The organism is Opitutaceae bacterium, from assembly GCA_015075305.1.
Lineage (GTDB): Bacteria > Verrucomicrobiota > Verrucomicrobiia > Opitutales > Opitutaceae > UBA6669.
This window is the reverse complement of the sequence record JABTUS010000008.1, coordinates 229,994-245,406: the sequence shown is the minus strand read 5'-3', so window position 1 is coordinate 245,406 and position 15,413 is coordinate 229,994. Positions and strand designations below refer to the sequence as shown.

12 protein-coding genes are annotated in these 15,413 nt (G+C 60.3%); 6 read left to right on the top strand and 6 right to left on the bottom strand.

Going from position 1 to position 15,413, the window contains the following annotated elements:
- Window positions 1-330: 330 nt before the first annotated feature.
- Both dnaA and HS122_16165 read left to right on the top strand, forming a co-directional pair.
- Window positions 331-1,728, top strand: a complete 1,398-nt coding sequence (gene dnaA, locus HS122_16170; GenBank protein MBE7539933.1) for a chromosomal replication initiator protein DnaA — start codon at window positions 331-333, stop codon at window positions 1,726-1,728.
- A 161-nt stretch (window positions 1,729-1,889) separates the two neighbouring features.
- Window positions 1,890-2,480 carry a hypothetical protein gene (locus HS122_16165; GenBank protein MBE7539932.1) on the top strand — a complete coding sequence of 197 codons (591 nt, stop codon included), beginning with the start codon at window positions 1,890-1,892 and terminating at the stop codon, window positions 2,478-2,480.
- A 49-nt stretch (window positions 2,481-2,529) separates the two neighbouring features.
- Here HS122_16165 and HS122_16160 read toward each other — a convergent pair whose 3' ends face one another.
- Both HS122_16160 and dprA read right to left on the bottom strand, forming a co-directional pair.
- A complete protein-coding gene (locus HS122_16160) occupies window positions 2,530-4,635 on the bottom strand; it encodes a S9 family peptidase (GenBank protein ID MBE7539931.1) in 2,106 nt (701 codons plus the stop codon).
- Window positions 4,636-4,704: 69 nt separating this feature from the next.
- Window positions 4,705-5,847, bottom strand: a complete 1,143-nt coding sequence (dprA, locus tag HS122_16155) for a DNA-protecting protein DprA (protein MBE7539930.1) — start codon at window positions 5,845-5,847, stop codon at window positions 4,705-4,707.
- A 163-nt stretch (window positions 5,848-6,010) separates the two neighbouring features.
- On the opposite strand from dprA, the gene HS122_16150 reads away from it, so the two are divergent.
- Complete coding sequence (locus tag HS122_16150) at window positions 6,011-6,994, top strand: hypothetical protein (protein ID MBE7539929.1); 984 nt, start codon at window positions 6,011-6,013, stop codon at window positions 6,992-6,994.
- A gap of 66 nt (window positions 6,995-7,060) precedes the next feature.
- Here the strand turns inward: HS122_16150 and HS122_16145 are convergent, their stop codons facing one another.
- Window positions 7,061-8,449 carry an IS4 family transposase gene (locus HS122_16145; GenBank protein ID MBE7539928.1) on the bottom strand — a complete coding sequence of 463 codons (1,389 nt, stop codon included), beginning with the start codon at window positions 8,447-8,449 and terminating at the stop codon, window positions 7,061-7,063.
- A gap of 61 nt (window positions 8,450-8,510) precedes the next feature.
- Here HS122_16145 and HS122_16140 point away from each other — a divergent pair, with 61 nt between their 5' ends.
- A complete protein-coding gene (locus HS122_16140; GenBank protein ID MBE7539927.1) occupies window positions 8,511-8,843 on the top strand; it encodes a hypothetical protein in 333 nt (110 codons plus the stop codon).
- An 82-nt stretch (window positions 8,844-8,925) separates the two neighbouring features.
- Here HS122_16140 and HS122_16135 read toward each other — a convergent pair whose 3' ends face one another.
- The gene (locus tag HS122_16135; GenBank protein ID MBE7539926.1) at window positions 8,926-10,314 is read right to left on the bottom strand and encodes an IS4 family transposase; all 1,389 of its coding nucleotides are present in this window, start codon (window positions 10,312-10,314) and stop codon (window positions 8,926-8,928) included.
- Window positions 10,315-10,375: 61 nt separating this feature from the next.
- Between HS122_16135 and HS122_16130 the strand changes: the two genes are divergently transcribed.
- Window positions 10,376-10,708: a hypothetical protein gene (locus tag HS122_16130; GenBank protein ID MBE7539925.1), complete on the top strand. Its 333-nt coding sequence runs from the start codon at window positions 10,376-10,378 to the stop codon at window positions 10,706-10,708.
- A 1,114-nt stretch (window positions 10,709-11,822) separates the two neighbouring features.
- Window positions 11,823-12,263, top strand: coding sequence for a hypothetical protein (locus HS122_16125; GenBank protein ID MBE7539924.1), 441 nt, complete (start codon window positions 11,823-11,825; stop codon window positions 12,261-12,263).
- A 113-nt stretch (window positions 12,264-12,376) separates the two neighbouring features.
- Here the strand turns inward: HS122_16125 and HS122_16120 are convergent, their stop codons facing one another.
- On the bottom strand, window positions 12,377-13,867 hold the full coding sequence (locus HS122_16120; GenBank protein ID MBE7539923.1) for an NAD(P)/FAD-dependent oxidoreductase: 1,491 nt from the start codon (window positions 13,865-13,867) through the stop codon (window positions 12,377-12,379).
- Between the two features lie 207 nt (window positions 13,868-14,074).
- Window positions 14,075-15,370: a sugar porter family MFS transporter gene (locus HS122_16115; protein MBE7539922.1), complete on the bottom strand. Its 1,296-nt coding sequence runs from the start codon at window positions 15,368-15,370 to the stop codon at window positions 14,075-14,077.
- Window positions 15,371-15,413 lie beyond the last annotated feature (43 nt).

Here is a 15,413-nt window from a genome sequence, read left to right as displayed (position 1 = left end):
AAAACCGGAAAACTTATCCGCATTTTTCTGGTGAATAACTTGGGAGAAAGTTGCTCTTGAAAGGCTCTTTTTGTTCAACGTTATAGCGAACTTCCCTTTTGCTTCCACCCGCATGGCTCGCAACGATCACATCGACATCCTTTCAATGATCCTCGGCACATGACATTTCAACGATCTGCATACCATTAATTTACACCATCCTGATTGACGGGCCGCTGCACCCGGCCGCACGCGAATTGTTATCGCCCGACTCAACGTTTCCCTCTCTTCTCCCTCTCTCAAGCGCCCGATTACCAAAGGGTGTGAATAATCTCCCCTCCTGACTCTTCCATGTCCTCAGTTTCAACGTCTCCCTCCCTTTGGGAATCCGCCAAGAATGACATTCGCGGGCTTTTTCCGGAAGACGTCTACAAGCTGTGGTTCGAGCCAATAAGCTGCATTGAATCCAGCGATGATTCACTGACTCTTGGCGTCCCAACGGATTTTGCGGCCTTTTGGATCCAGGACAATTACCTGGACCTCATCACTCAACGCCTGCGCCTGACAGCGGGCCGGATGATCACGGTGAGATTGAGGAAATCCGAGGGTGCCCCGACGCTTCCACATTCCGCCGGTCTGGGGGACGCACAACCCGCACCCAAGGCGCGAAACCACGGCCACCGCCGGTCGCCTCGTTTCGACGAACGAAACAACCACGGATCCTCCTGCGGCACCCTCAATCAGCGAAACACCTTTGAGACGTTTGTCGTCGGAAACAACAACCAGATGGCCCACGCGGCGTCGCTCGCCGTGGCCCAGGCACCTGCGCAGGCCTACAACCCGCTGTTTCTCTACGGCGACACGGGTCTCGGCAAGACCCACCTGATGCACGCCATCGGGCATACGATCCTGAAGAACAATCCCGAAGCCCGGGTCGCCTATCTCTCAACCGAAAAGTTCACCAACGAATTCATCCAGGGCCTTCAGGAAAACGCCCTGACCAGGTTCCGTCAGCGCTATCGCAGCGTGGACATCCTCCTGATCGATGATGTCCAGTTCCTCGCGGAAAAGGAGCGCATACAGGAGGAGTTTTTCCACACATTCAACGAGCTCTTCGAATCGGGAAAGCAGATCGTCCTTTCCAGCGACCGGCGGGCTTCGGAAATCGCCAAGCTCGAAGCCCGGCTGGTGTCGCGATTTGAATGGGGCCTTCCCGCGGACATCCAGGCTCCCGACTACGAAACCCGGTTCGCCATCCTTCGCACCAAGGCCGCGGCACTGCGCTTCGACGCTCCCGCGGAAGTGCTCAGTTTCATCGCGCAGCACATTTCAAGGAACATCCGCCGCCTTGAGGGAGCCTTGATCAAGGTCGCCAGCTATTCCGGGCTCACGGGGCGCCCCATAACGCTCGCCACGACGGAGGAACTGCTGAAGGACGTGCTCATGGAGCAGGCCCAGCACCAGCTCACGGTGGAGGTGATCCAGAAGAAGGTCACGGAACACTATCAGCTTCGAATGGGCGACATGACGAGCAAACGCCGGCCCAACAACATCGCGATTCCCCGCCAGATCGCCATGTACCTTGCACGCACGCTCACCAAGCTTTCCCTGCAGGAAATCGGCGACGCCTTCGGGGGTCGAGATCACGGCACCGTCATCCACGCCTGCAAGGCCGTGGACATCATGATGGAGCAGGACTCCTCCGTGCGCGGCAGCGTGGAGTTCCTCAAGGCCCAGCTCTCCCGCTGACCGCGGCTGCAGTCCCTCTCCCCCTGCCTTTCACGGCTTGTGGAATCGCAGACCGCGTGTATAGCCTGTCTGCCGCACGTTCAAAACGCATGGGCGCGTGAATCGCGTGCTGCCGTCAACTCACATCCTTCACAAGCACTCTCCCTCCCAATCATCCCATCATGACGCTTACGCCTGAACAAAAGGAAACGGTCGCCACCTGGATTGCCGCAGGTGACAACCTGTCTGCCGTCCAAAAAAAGCTCCGCGAGCAGTTCTCGGTCACAATGACCTACATGGATGTGCGTTTTCTGGTGGACGACCTGAACCTGAATCTCAAGGACCCGCCGTCGAAGGCGGAATCCACGGATGTTTCCAAGGTCCCGCCCCCTTCGAACGCGGAAAAGACAAGGTCACGCCCGGCGGCAAATCCGGCGGGCGGCGATGACGACCAGACTGTCATGGATGAGCCTTCGGCCGGTGCGGATGCGATGGAGGATGCCGAGGGCGACACCATGGACGAAGCCGATGCTCCGCCATCAGACGGCGCAAGCGGCGTGATCGTTGACGTGGACAAGGTCACCCTGAACCCCGGTGCACTGGCCAGCGGCTCGGTGACTTTCAGCGACGGAGTCACCGCAAAATGGATTGTCGACAACTATGGACGCCCGGGATTCACGGAGGTCAGCAAGCCCGGCTATCGTCCCAAACCCGAGGAAGCCCAGGCGTTCATGCAGGAACTCAGCGTGCAGCTCCAGAAGCGCGGATTCTGAAAGCCGTGCGCGGCGCCGCCCGTAATTGTTGAGCCCGGGCGAATCGAGGCTATTGCCCGAGCCACCTGGCAAGCCACGCATGAACCTCTGAATACCAGTAGCGACTGTTCTCGCCACGGAGAATCCAGTGATTCTCCTCCGGAAAAACGATCAGCTTGCTCGGTATTCGCAGTCGCTGGTGAAAACTCCATGACTCGATCGTGTTGTTGAACGGCACGCGATAGTCGCGCTCGCCGACGCTCAGCAGCATGGGAGTCACCCAGCCGGCGCCCTTGTCATGATTCCCCGCCAGGCGCACCGGGTTCTGCTCGCGCCAGACGCTCCCCTGCTCCCAAACCGGGCCGCCCATCGCAACCTCCCGGTGAAAGATGCCGTCGCTCGTCGCCCACTGGCTCTCAAGATTCGCGAGTCCCGCGTGCGCAACCAGCGCCTTGTACCGGGTCGTTGTCGCCTGAAGCCAGTGAGCGAGATGCCCGCCATAACTGGCGCCACCGGCCACCTGCCGCGAACCATCGATGAAGGCATATCGTCGAATGGCCTCGTCCGCGGCCTGATTGATTTCATCGGCGGGCCCACGCAGCGGATCCCCTTGAATGGCCTGGCCGAAGGCCTCCGAATACCCGCGCGATCCGGAATAGTTGGTAAGCAGCAGGACATACCCCGGCGCAGCCAGAAGGTGATAGTTCCACCGTGTTCCCCAGGCATCCTTGAACTGCGGTGCCGGCCCCCCGTGAAGCAGCACAAACAGCGGATATTTCCTCCCCGGATCAAAGGCTGCCGGTTTGACAATCATGCTGTGAATTTCGCGCCCCTTCGAACTCTTGAATCGAAACGACTCCAGCGCCGAAAGGTCGAGTTGCGCCAGCCTCGAATCGTTGAATCGCGTCAGTGGCGTCCAGGTTCTTCTCCCCGGATCAATGACGCCGACCTCGGCCGGCGCAAGGGCGCTTTCCCGATTCGCTACGATGACACCGCGCCTGATCGCAATCCCTGAAAACACCCCCGTCCCCTCGATTTCAATGGGGGAAACTTTGCCGCCGGCTGCACCGACTGAATACAGCTTGATCTGCTCCGCGTCCTCAGCCGTGAAATAAATCGCGCGGCTGTCCGCGCTCGTCGAAAATCCGCCAACGGACAAGTCCAAAGCCGCAGTGAGCACCTTGCGCTGCGACGCATCGAAGGGCCAGGGAAAGCTCGCAATGCGACTGTGGTGATAAACGCGCCCATCACCACCGGGAGTGAACTCCGCCAGCATCGCGCGCCCATCCGGCCGGAAGGAAGGCGTGCCGTAGCTGTCGGCGCCGGGTGTCAGCTTCCGCGGTTCCCCGCCATCGGCGTCGACAGCGAACAAATGCGTTGGCACCGTCTGATAGGCCGCCTTGTCCCGATCCGTTCTCGCGGCAAAAACGATCTGCCTGCCGTCCGGTGTCCAGACCGCGGCGATCTCCTCGCCCGATTCAGTCTCCCTGCCGGCAAACCCAGCCTCCGCCACCAATTGTGTGCCTGCAAGCAGGTCCCGGGGAACCGCACCGGCCTTTGCCGCCTGCACAAAAAGATGCGCCTGCTTCCGGTCGAGCCACTTGTCCCAGTACCGAATCGGAAAGCCTTCGTAAACATGGGCGTTCCATTTCCGCGCCTTCTCCCGCTTCGCCTCCTTCTGATTTGCAGCATCATCGATGGTCCCCGGATAAACCTCGCTCGTGAACAGCAGCCTTGAACCATCCGGACTCCAGCGTGGCATCCGGGCACCCGTCGAGAGCGAGGTCACCCGTTCAGCCTCTCCTCCGGAAAGATCGAGAACATAAATCTGCTGCGCCTCATCCGCGTCGCGCTTCGCTGAGAACGCCAGCCGCCGGCCGTCGGGACTCCAACTGGCGCCGGATTCGCCGCCCTTTGTCCGGGTCAAGGGGCGCGGCTCCTGCGAGCCGTCCGAGGGCACAATCCAGAGATCGCTCGTCTGGTCCTTGGAGTCATAGGCGGGCTCCACCATCTGAAAGACCACCCACCGGCCATCCGGACTGAGCACGGGACTCCCAACCCGCTTCATCAACCAGACGTCCTCGTGCGTGATGGCACGCCGGGCCGCGTTCAAGGGCGTTGCGGCGGACGTCACCGCCAGGGTCAGCGCAAGCAGGGCGAATTGATTGGGGGGCATCCTTGAAGACTGATTCGCTTCTTCAGCGGGTGCCAGATCTCATTTTGAGTCCGGCACCACCGGCCCTGCTCAAGGCGTGGTTCTTGCCTCGAAGGCTCCATCAACACGTTTTGCCACCATCCGTTTGAGCTCCAGGCGCATCAAGCCGACAGAAACTACCGGCAGCGGCAGTCCTGACAGGGAGCAAAGGGCATCGATCGATAGAATCGATCCGCCCTTGAAGCAGGAGAGCAGCAGGTGTTCTTCCCGGGAAAGATCCTGTGGAGGTGCCAGACACTCATGGCGACTCGCATTGGGCATGATTGCAGTCGGTCTGAGCCCGTCGAGATAACTCAACTCCGAGAGCAGATCATCAACGCTGGTCAGGAGCGCGGCGCCATCGCGGATCAATTGATGACAGCCCGCGCTGGACGCCTGATCGATTCGTCCCGGCACGGCGAACACCAGACGGCCTTGATCGCCCGCAAACTTCGCAGTGATCATGGATCCGCCGTCGATGTCGCTCTCAACAACGATCAATGCCACGCTCATCCCTGAAACGATGCGATTTCGCATGGCGAATGTCTGACGATCCGCCCGGCGCGCAAAGGGAAACTCCGTGAGAAGCGCGCCATCCTGGGCGATGCGTCGAAACAGCGGGAGGTTCTCGGGGGGGTAGACGCTGTCGATGCCATGACCCAGCACCGCCACCGTTTTTCCCCCGGCCGAAAGCGCCCCCTCGTGCGCGGCGGTGTCAATGCCGCGGGCAAGCCCGCTGACAACGCAGAATCCCGCGCCGGCCAGGTCCGCTCCGAGCTTTGCAGCTACAGTCTGGCCGTACAGCGTCGTGCGCCTGGAGCCCACAATCGCAACGCATGGCCTGTCCGGCGCGTAGGTGCCTTTGTGATAGAGTCCGATGGGCGGGTCGTGAATCTCCTTCAAGAGCGGCGGATAGCCGGCATGCGAAGCCGTGAGGAATCCGACCCCGGCCGCCGCCATCCGCGATTCCTCCTTTTCGAGGTCAAACGCCTCCCGCCACCCTGCAACGGAACGGGCCTTGATGTCGCCAACCCCGCGAACGCTCATCAGGCGTTCCAATCCCGCTGAAAGAATCTGGCAGGCATCCCCGCCAAACTCGGCCAGCAACCGATTGGTCGTCACCGGCCCCACCTCTGAAAGCGCGTTCAGAATGAGGAGGGATTGAAAATGTGAGGGAGGTTCCGAAGTCGACATGCCCACCTCATGCATCGCGCCCCCTCCCCTGTCGCCGCCAATTTTACCCCAAGTCTGGGGCAACCCCGGCCCCGGATGGGCAACCCAACTACTGATGTCAGCCATGACAAATCCACTTGAAAATCGTCCAGCCTTGCGCAATAGCGCAACGCGAACCGCCCCAATGGTTTCAATCCCTCCGCAGAAAACCGGCGACACGCGATCCACACAAGTGACTCCCATTTCCCAGCGTCTGATGCGAACGGGATTCCCAACGACACTTGCCGCAATCATCCTTTTGATCGGGGTGCTCGCAATCGTCGCCACTCCTGAACATTGGCCTGTTCCCGAGGCGCCGCCGCGCCAGGGCGAGGCACTGGATCGAACCCAGCTCATGGTAAATCGCAAGGCGGTGCATTCGGCCGAGGCAATGTCACACCTCATCCGGGAACCGCAGAACGCCTGGTCGAACATCGCCTATCTCGCAGGCGGATCCCTCCTCCTTTGCTCCGTGGTTTCGAGCCGCACCGTCCGGTTGATCGGCATCGCCCTCATCGGCGTGGGCATTGGCAGCTTTCTCTACCACGCATCCGCATCGCGCACCCTGCGGCATCTCGATGTCGGGGGCATGTACTGGGTCCTTCTCTCCGCCACCCTTCATGCGATGGGTTCGATGTTCCCGCGGTTTGGTGCCCGGACTGACAGACACGGGATGGCCATGGGAATCCTGACACTGGCTCTTGCGACGGCGGGAGCGGCTGCGAGGAACGTGACGGTCGCCGGGACAAAGCCGCTGGCGCTCGACGTCATCATCGTTGCATCTGCCGCATCAATCATCGCGGCCCTCCTCATCACTGGCTTTCGCCGGCGCACCCGTGGGGCCGTTCTGGGATGCGTCGCATCACTCTCGGCGTTCGGCGCAGCCATTGTCTTTCAGATCGGCGACCGCCCGGGCGGATTCCTGTGCGACCCCGCATCGCCAGTCCAGGCCCATGCGCTCTGGCACTGCCTTTCCGCGCTGGCGCTCGTTGCCGCAGTCAGGATGATTGATTCCCCCGCAAGCTTCGGACGCCTCCCGACGGCACAAACATCCCCCGGAGGACCGGCGCAGGATCCCCGGGTTGAAGGCATCCTCCCGTCGCACGCGAATGCGAAAAGTGAGGTTTGACCCGAATGGCGCTAAGATAAGCCCCGAGGGGGAGCCGATCCAGTGATGGTTGCGAGAAGGCGTGCATTATTTGAGGGCACGAGAGGCAGATACGCGGAAGATGTGACGAGGTTTGGTGAGGAACTGGTAGTTTTTCGGTCGGCGCTTTTTTGCCCGTGGTTCGGAGCGACCGGGGCGGAATGGGACGAGATCGGAGATGATGCGATCAATCAGTTCCTGCTTCAAATGACGCAGGAGTCGCTTGCGTGTCGCAAGTGGCGCCCAGCTCATGAGAAGATCGAGGGTGCCCTTGAAACTGAGGCGCGCCACGGGAATCTGGCCGGTCAATGCGCCCTTGAGCATGAGTGCGCGGATCAGATTGTAGGCGATGGCGTGCATCCAAAGCTCCCGCTCGACTGTGGCGGGGGAAAGCCCGCGAAGAACATCCAGTCCGAGATTGGTCTTGATCTGGCGGTAGTGCAATTCGATGTGCCAGCGCTGCATGTACAATGCCGCGATGGCGTGATCGGGAAACGCAGAGCGATCCAACAGGGAGGTGGCGATTGTCATGGTTTGTGTGCGGTATCCGCGACAGGGCGCCTTGAAGCGGACAAGGCGCACGGTGATCTGACCGGGCATGCGCTGGAGTCGCTCGAGGGAAACTCCCTTGGATTTCGGTCCGCGCTTGAAGGTTTCGCACCAGCTGCCGCAGCCGTTGCGAATGGTCTTGCGAGAACCATGAAGGCGGATGACGAAGTCGACCCTTCTGCGCAGGAGCTCGGAGAGAAACTCATAGCCGCAGTAGAGGCGGTCGGCCAGGAGGACATTCCCGGGCTTGAGATGGTGCGTGATCATTCTGGCCAGCGTAAGCTCATGGGTCTTCCATGTTGCGTAGGCGAAAGTGATCAGGTGACCGCTGTGAAGGCAGAACAACCCGACAAACTTTCCGAGAGGAAAGCCGCAGCCTTTCTTCTGGCATCCGGGATAGTCAAACTGGCGGGCGTTTTCGGCTGAATCAGGCATCGAGAAACAGGAGCCGTCCATGATGCGCACGGTGCGTCCGAGCCAATCGCCGGGAGTGCGGGGAGTGAACCATCGGTTGACTGATGCGAACAGCGACTGAAGCCAAGAGAGATCAAGGGACTGGCGAGCCTGGCAGTAGGCGCTGGTGTTGTCGGAAGGCCGGGCGGCGCCTCGCGCCACCATGGCGGCCTGAAGGCGAATCAAGGCGGCCCGGCATGAATCACCGCGCCTGAGCACCTGGGCAAGAAAGGCCCAGAAGATGTCCACTCTTCCGAACTGACGCCTGCGGCTGCCCGGGCCTTTTTCAGAGGCGACAAGCAGACCTGGGAAAAAGGACCCGAACAGAGCGGACAGGCCGCCCAGGTCACCGGCTGAACTGGCGGCCTGCCGGAGGCAGGAGCCCAAAGGGGCGCAGAGCGCCCGCATGGAGGGGAAATAGGGAGTCGTTTGCATGTGGCCGTATATAGACAGCCCTGTGTTGACTTTGTTCCCCTCGATCGCCAACAATTCCTCGATGCCCTCGATTGACAGACTGGAACAACGCTACGCCCAGCTTCGGGCCGAACTCGCAAGCCTGGGTCCGCTCAGCCAAGGTTCAGTTTACCGACGCCCCCCGGGCCGGCCTGGAAATCGTTTCACTTGGTCAACAAAAGTGAACGCAAAGACAGTCAGCCTCGCACTGTCCGAGGAACAGGCCGACTGGTTTGATCAAGCCATTGCCGAACACCGCCGCCTCAAGAAAATCCTCGCGGAAATGTACAGATTATCCCGTCAAATCATGCGGGCTCGCTTCCCGGATCCAGTCCGCCGCAAGCCTCTCAACAAAAAAGTTTTACGCCTTATCTAAGCGCCATTCAGGTTTGACCCGAATGGCGCTAAGTTAAGCCCCGAGGGGGAGCGATCCAGTGATGGTTGCGAGAAGGGAAGCATTATTTGAGGGCACGAGAAGCAGATACGCGGAAGATGTGACGAGGTTTGGTGAGGAACTGGTAGTTTTTCGGTCGGCGCTTTTTTGCCCGTGGTTCGGAGCGACCGGGGCGGAAGGGGACGAGATCGAAGATGATGCGATCAATCAGTTCCTGCTTCAAATGACGCAGGAGTCGCTTGCGTGTCGCAAGTGGCGCCCAGCTCATGAGAAGATCGAGGGTGCCCTTGAAACTGAGGCGCGCCACGGGAATCTGGCCGGTCAATGCGCCCTTGAGCATGAGTGCGCGGATCAGATTGTAGGCGATGGCGTGCATCCAAAGCTCCCGCTCGACTGTGGCGGGGGAAAGCCCGCGAAGAACATCCAGTCCGAGATTGGTCTTGATCTGGCGGTAGTGCAATTCGATGTGCCAGCGCTGCATGTACAATGCCGCGATGGCGTGATCGGGAAACGCAGAGCGATCCAACAGGGAGGTGGCGATTGTCATGGTTTGTGTGCGGTATCCGCGACAGGGTGCTTTGAAGCGGACAAGGCGCACGGTGATCTGACCGGGCATGCGCTGGAGGCGCTCGAGGGAAACTCCCTTGGATTTCGGTCCGCGCTTGAAGGTTTCGCACCAGCTGCCGCAGCCGTTGCGAATGGTCTTGCGAGAACCATGAAGGCGGATGACGAAGTCGACCCTTCTGCGCAGCAGCTCGGAGAGAAACTCATAGCCGCAGTAGAGGCGGTCGGCCAGGAGGACATTCCCGGGCTTGAGATGGTGGGTGATCATTCTGGCCAGCGTGAGCTCATGGGTCTTCCATGTTGCGTAGGCGAAAGTGATCAGGTGACCGCTGTGAAGGCAGAACAACCCGACAAACTTTCCGAGAGGAAAGCCGCAGCCTTTCTTCTGGCATCCGGGATAGTCAAACTGGCGGGCGTTTTCGGCTGAATCAGGCATCGAGAAACAGGACCCGTCCATGATGCGCACGGTGCGTCCGAGCCAGTCGCCGGGAGTGCGGGGAGTGAACCATCGGTTGACTGATGCGAACAGCGACTGAAGCCAAGAGAGATCAAGGGACTGGCGAGCCTGGCAGTAGGCGCTGGTGTTGTCGGAAGGCCGGGCGGCGCCTCGCGCCACCATGGCGGCCTGAAGGCGAATCAAGGCGGCCCGGCATGAATCACCGCGCCTGAGCACCTGGGCGAGAAAGGCCCAGAAGATGTCCACTCTTCCGAACTGACGCCTGCGGCTGCCCGGGCCTTTTTCAGAGGAAACAAGCAGACCTGGGAAAAAGGATCCGAACAGAGCGGACAGGCCGCCCAGGTCACCGGCTGAACTGGCGGCCTGCCGGAGGCAGGAGCCCAAAGGGGCGCAGAGCGCCCGCATGGAGGGGAAATAGGGAGTCGTTTGCATGTGGCCGTATATCGACAGTCCTGTGTTGACTTTGTTCCCCTCGATCGCCAACAATTCCTCGATGCCCTCGATTGACAGACTGGAACAACGCTACGCCCAGCTTCGGGCCGAACTCGCAAGCCTGGGTCCCCTCAGCCAAGGTTCAGTTTACCGACGCCCCCCGGGCCGGCCTGGAAATCGTTTCACCTGGTCAACAAAAGTGAACGCAAAGACAGTCAGCCTCGCATTGTCAGAGGAACAGGCCGACTGGTTTGATCAAGCCATTGCCGAACACCGCCGTCTCAAAAAAATCCTCGCGGAAATGTACAGGCTATCCCGTCAAATCATGCGCGCTCGCTTCCCGGATCCAGTCCGCCGCAAACCTCTCAACAAAAAAGTTTTACGCCTTATCTAAGCGCCATTCAGGTTTGACCCCTTCTGACTTGGAGCCCCAAAAACGGGCGTCTCAACCCCGTCAAAAGGTTCTCTCAAGCCGAAGGGGTCAAACCTCACTTTTCGCATTTGCTTCAATCTGGGGACCATGGTGGCACACATCATCATTCGCATCAATGTGTCTCGGCACGCGATGACCGGCAGGAAGGCGCGATTGCGCTTGGTGCCATGGTGAATTCGGCGACACATGATTCCAAACGGGAAATGGAACCGCCTGCCGCGGCCGCGCGCATCGACGGCCTGACTCGAACCTCGACATGCCCGGGTTGAGATGGTCCGGCGACAAACTTCACGCCCATCCTCGGGTGCAACGGCGCGCCCTCCTCCATACGCCCCATGGAGAGATCCCGCAAGCATTCACCCTGTCGATGCAAATTTCCCCGGGACCACTACTTCACATACACGCTTTCGAAAGTGGACTTGAAGAGGAATGGCGAGTTGACGATGGAACAGCCCGCAAGACCCACGCAGGCGGCTTCATTCATCGGGATGGTTGCGGGCTGCCCCAGCTGTGTCCAAATGCCGCCATCGGGGGAGTGATAGGCGCGGAATGTTGATCCAGCGCGAACGAGTCATTCCCTCGGGGCCGGCCCCCAACCTTTGCGGTGACCAAGAAAACTGAAAGCACACGAGGCGGGCACCGCCTATGCGGACTATGGCGACGCTACAAACCGCCAATTTGCCAGCAATGGACGCGGGGCATTGATCGCGGGCATCGGTTAACTCGGCACGAATGTGACGAGCCAGGCCGCTCCGCTGCCGGAGTGTCACCGCACCTGTGATGGGAATTTCACTCGGTAAAACAAGCAGTAATCGGGTACATCGACAATTGAGATCACATTGTGCGATGCTGAGGGGGAATTGAGCCGGCGGCGTCTTGCGGCACCCGTCCCCTGGGCACGACGAAGCGCGCCCCTCGATTCTTTCTTGCAAGCGGGGAAAGCGACGATCGCGAGCGCTGAACGGCATTGAGATTCAAGCCCCGCCATGATCCGAGCGGCTCCCACAACTGCCCGACCGGAGCGGCTCGGGAATTGATTTGCCCTGCCTTTCTTCCCCTGCCCGACTTGCCTTGCATGAAAAAACTGCTGCTAGCCCTCATGATCTGCGCGGTCATTGCTCCCGGTGTTCGCGCCCAAAATGCTTCCGCAAAGGATGATAAACCCACAACTGAACTGGGCAAGACGATGGAGGACCTGAGTCACGCCTACAAGAAGCTGCGGCGCCAGGTGAAGGATCCGTCCCACAACGAAAACTCCCTCGAACTGGTCAAATCCATCCGCACAGCCGCCGAGCATGCGCTGACTCTCGCACCGGCGCTCGCGGACGACCAGCCCGCCGACAAGCGCGAGGCCTTTGTCGCCGCCTATCACAAGAAGATGCGCGAATTCATTGCCAACATTGAACCGATTGAAGCAGCACTCAAGGGCAACAAGAACGCGGATGCCGCGGCGCTCGTTGCCAAGCTCGGCGACCTGCAGAAGAAGGGGCACAAGGAGTTCAAGAAGCCCGACTGAGTTTCCGCACGACCGAAATCTCCGCCGCCTCCGTCAGGGAGTTTCCCACCGGACGGCGCGAGCAATAGTTCTGCCAAACCCGCCTCGCGCCCTGCGCCGCGACGCGGGTTTGTTCATGCCCCCGGGCTCGCATCCGCCGGACTGGACATCCCGGAGGCGGAACCCCGCTTTCCCCTGCCGAGCGCAAAGAGGTGCTTGTCGATGCGATTCGCCGTGATCACGCCGTAGTTGATCGTTCCCAGCCACCCCGACATGATGATGCCCACGCTGCCCGCGTGAAACAGCCCGGGCAGTTTTTCGGGCAGGTCCATCGACACCTTCAATCCCTCGAACTTCGTGCCAAACGAGGTCCCGCTCATGTGGGTAGTGTAGCGTTCGATCGTTCGCGGCGTGGCCGCCTCCATCCAGTCGATCTTCTCCCTCACACCGGGAATGAACTCCTCCAGCGCGGCGAGCGACTCCTCGATCAGCCGCCGCTTGTGGGCCTCATACTCGTCCTCCGACAAGGCCTGCCAGTCCGGGTATCTCCCGTTCAAGGATGCCACGACGGTGTATCGTTCCGACCCTGGGCGAGTGTCGGGATAGTACACGGAAAAGGTGCGGCTCGTCGTCCGGAAGTCCGTGAGCTCGTCACTGCAGAACTTCGCCGCACGCGACGTGAACACAAGGTCGCCGATGTGGGGAATCGACTCGCCCTTCCTGACGCCGAAGTACACCTGGCAGGAAGATGTGTTGATGCGAACCGCACGGGCTGCTTCGACATAGTCCGCAGGAAAATTATCCTCCCCTGCCAGCCGAAAGATTGTGTTCTTGATGTTGGCGTTGGACAGAACCGCCCGAGCGCGGATAACCCGCCCGCTCTTGCTGACAATCCCCGCGGCAACCTTCCTTCCATCGCGATCCTCCACATGGATGCGGTCGACGAGCACGCGTTTCCTGCACTCCACGCCGTTCCGCTTCAACTCGGCGATCATCTTTCCGATCAGCAGATCCGATCCGCCCCGGAAGGTGTAGACTCCCGCCCCCATGAAGTTCGAAAAGACAATTCCGTACGTGATCGCGGGATCATCCAGAGTCGAGCCGTTGGCATACGCGATCGGCTCCATCAGCAGCCGGTGAACGTCATCCCGCCCGGGAAAGAACCGCTCAAACAATTCGCGCGTCGTCTCGGTATTGTTGTCGTAGTAGTTCAGCGACCGAAGGTGGTCGTAGAACCGCTCCACAACCTCGCGGCTCAGACCAAACTGCTCGATGAGCACACGACTGTAGTCGTCCCTGGTGAAGGTCGTCCACACATCCATCTGCGGATTGACGAACCGGATGTCCTTCAACTGCACGATCGAGTCCGCGATCTCCTTCGTCCAGTACTTGCGGCAGGACTTGATCATTCCGCTGGGAAACCCATGCAGTGAAATGTCGAAGATGTGTCCCCCCTTGCGCGTGAACCAGGTCGCCAGCCCGCCGAACTGGTAGTGATGCTCCAGCAGCAGCACCCGATGCCCCGCCTTCGCGAGCACATTCGCACCCGTGAGCCCGCCCAGACCGCTGCCTATGACGATCACGTCATAGTCGTCAGCAACTCCCTTAAGCCAGTCATACGCCATAGCACCGGGAGATCACGTGCCCGGCCGCAAAAGCGCAACAGGGAAGTCAGCCCGCGGAGGAATTCGAACGGTGCTCAATCACGAAAATGAGGCCGCGGATGCGAGAAACCCATCACCCAAGAACTCAATTCCATGCATCCCGGGGCGACGCGATGGTCCGGCAGCAGACGGCCCCGCGAAGGTTCGTTGCGCTCCATTCCTGCCGCCTCAACGGAGCGCTGCGCTCATGTCTTCCAGGGCGATCTGCTTGGTCTCCGGAAAATATTTGGCGATCACGACAATCTGCACGACCATCGCCCCGGCAAAAAAGGCAAACGGCAAGCCCGCACCGGGCTGGCCCGCTTCTTTTGCAAAAAGCGGGAAGAGCCACGATATCAGCATGGCCATGAACCAATGGACGAAACTGCCCAGGGTCTGGCCCTTGCCGCGGACCGCTGTCGGAAATATCTCGCTGATGAAAACCCAGATGACCGCACCCTGCCCGAAGGCATGACAGATGACAAAGAGGCCGAAGAATCCGACGAGCCATCCGGCATGCTGGCCGCTGCCGATGATCCAGGACGCGCCCGCGAGGCTCAGTCCGCATCCGAGCGCTCCCCAAAGCAGGAGCGGCCGCCGCCCCACCCGATCGATCACGGCCATGCCAAAGAGGGTTGAGAGCAGATTGACCACGCCGAGGATGGCGGCCTGCTTGGCACTCGAATCCCGCCCGAATCCGGCCGCCGCGAAGATCGCATCGGCATAGTACCAAAGGGCATTGATGCCGCCGAGCTGATTGAACGCTGCGATCAGGATCGCGAGAATGACGGGCTTTCTGAGCTTTCTGGTGAAGAGCGGGGCCGAGGATGTTTCACTGCCAATCGAATTGGCGAACGATTCGATCCTCGCCTGAATCTGCGAGATTCCCAGGCGCTTCAGCGCGGCAGCCGCCTCCTGCGTCCTCCTCCTCAGAACCAGCCAGCGGGGGCTTTCGGGGATGACGAAAAGCATGACAAAGAAGAGCAGCGAGGGGAATGCCTGTGCGCCGAGCTTCCAGCGCCATTCAGCGGCCTCAAGGCCCATGCGGCCGATTGCGAAATTCGAAAGGTACGCGACAAGGACTCCCACAACGATGTTAACCTGAAAGCAGGCGACGAGCCGCCCGCGCCAGCGCGTTGGTGAAATCTCCGCCAGATACAAGGGAGTGAGAACGGACGATGCACCGACTGCGATACCTCCGAGTGTCCGGCACAAAACCAGCATCCACAGCGACTCAGCCATGGCACAGCCGATGGCGCAGATAAGATAGAATGCGGCGGCAACCTTGAGCGACTCGCGGCGCCCCCACAGATCGCCGGGCTTCGCAGCAGCCAGCGATCCGATGACTGCACCAATCAAGGCCGACGCTGTCATGAAGCCCTGCTCAAAAGCGGTGAGCTTGAAGAGTGCAACGAGGTCAGTCTGGGCTCCGGATATGACAGCTGTGTCGAACCCGAAGAGGAGTCCTCCGAGGGCGCCAGCCATTACCGCCACAACCAGAGGTGCGGTCAACTTTTCGGACGAATCG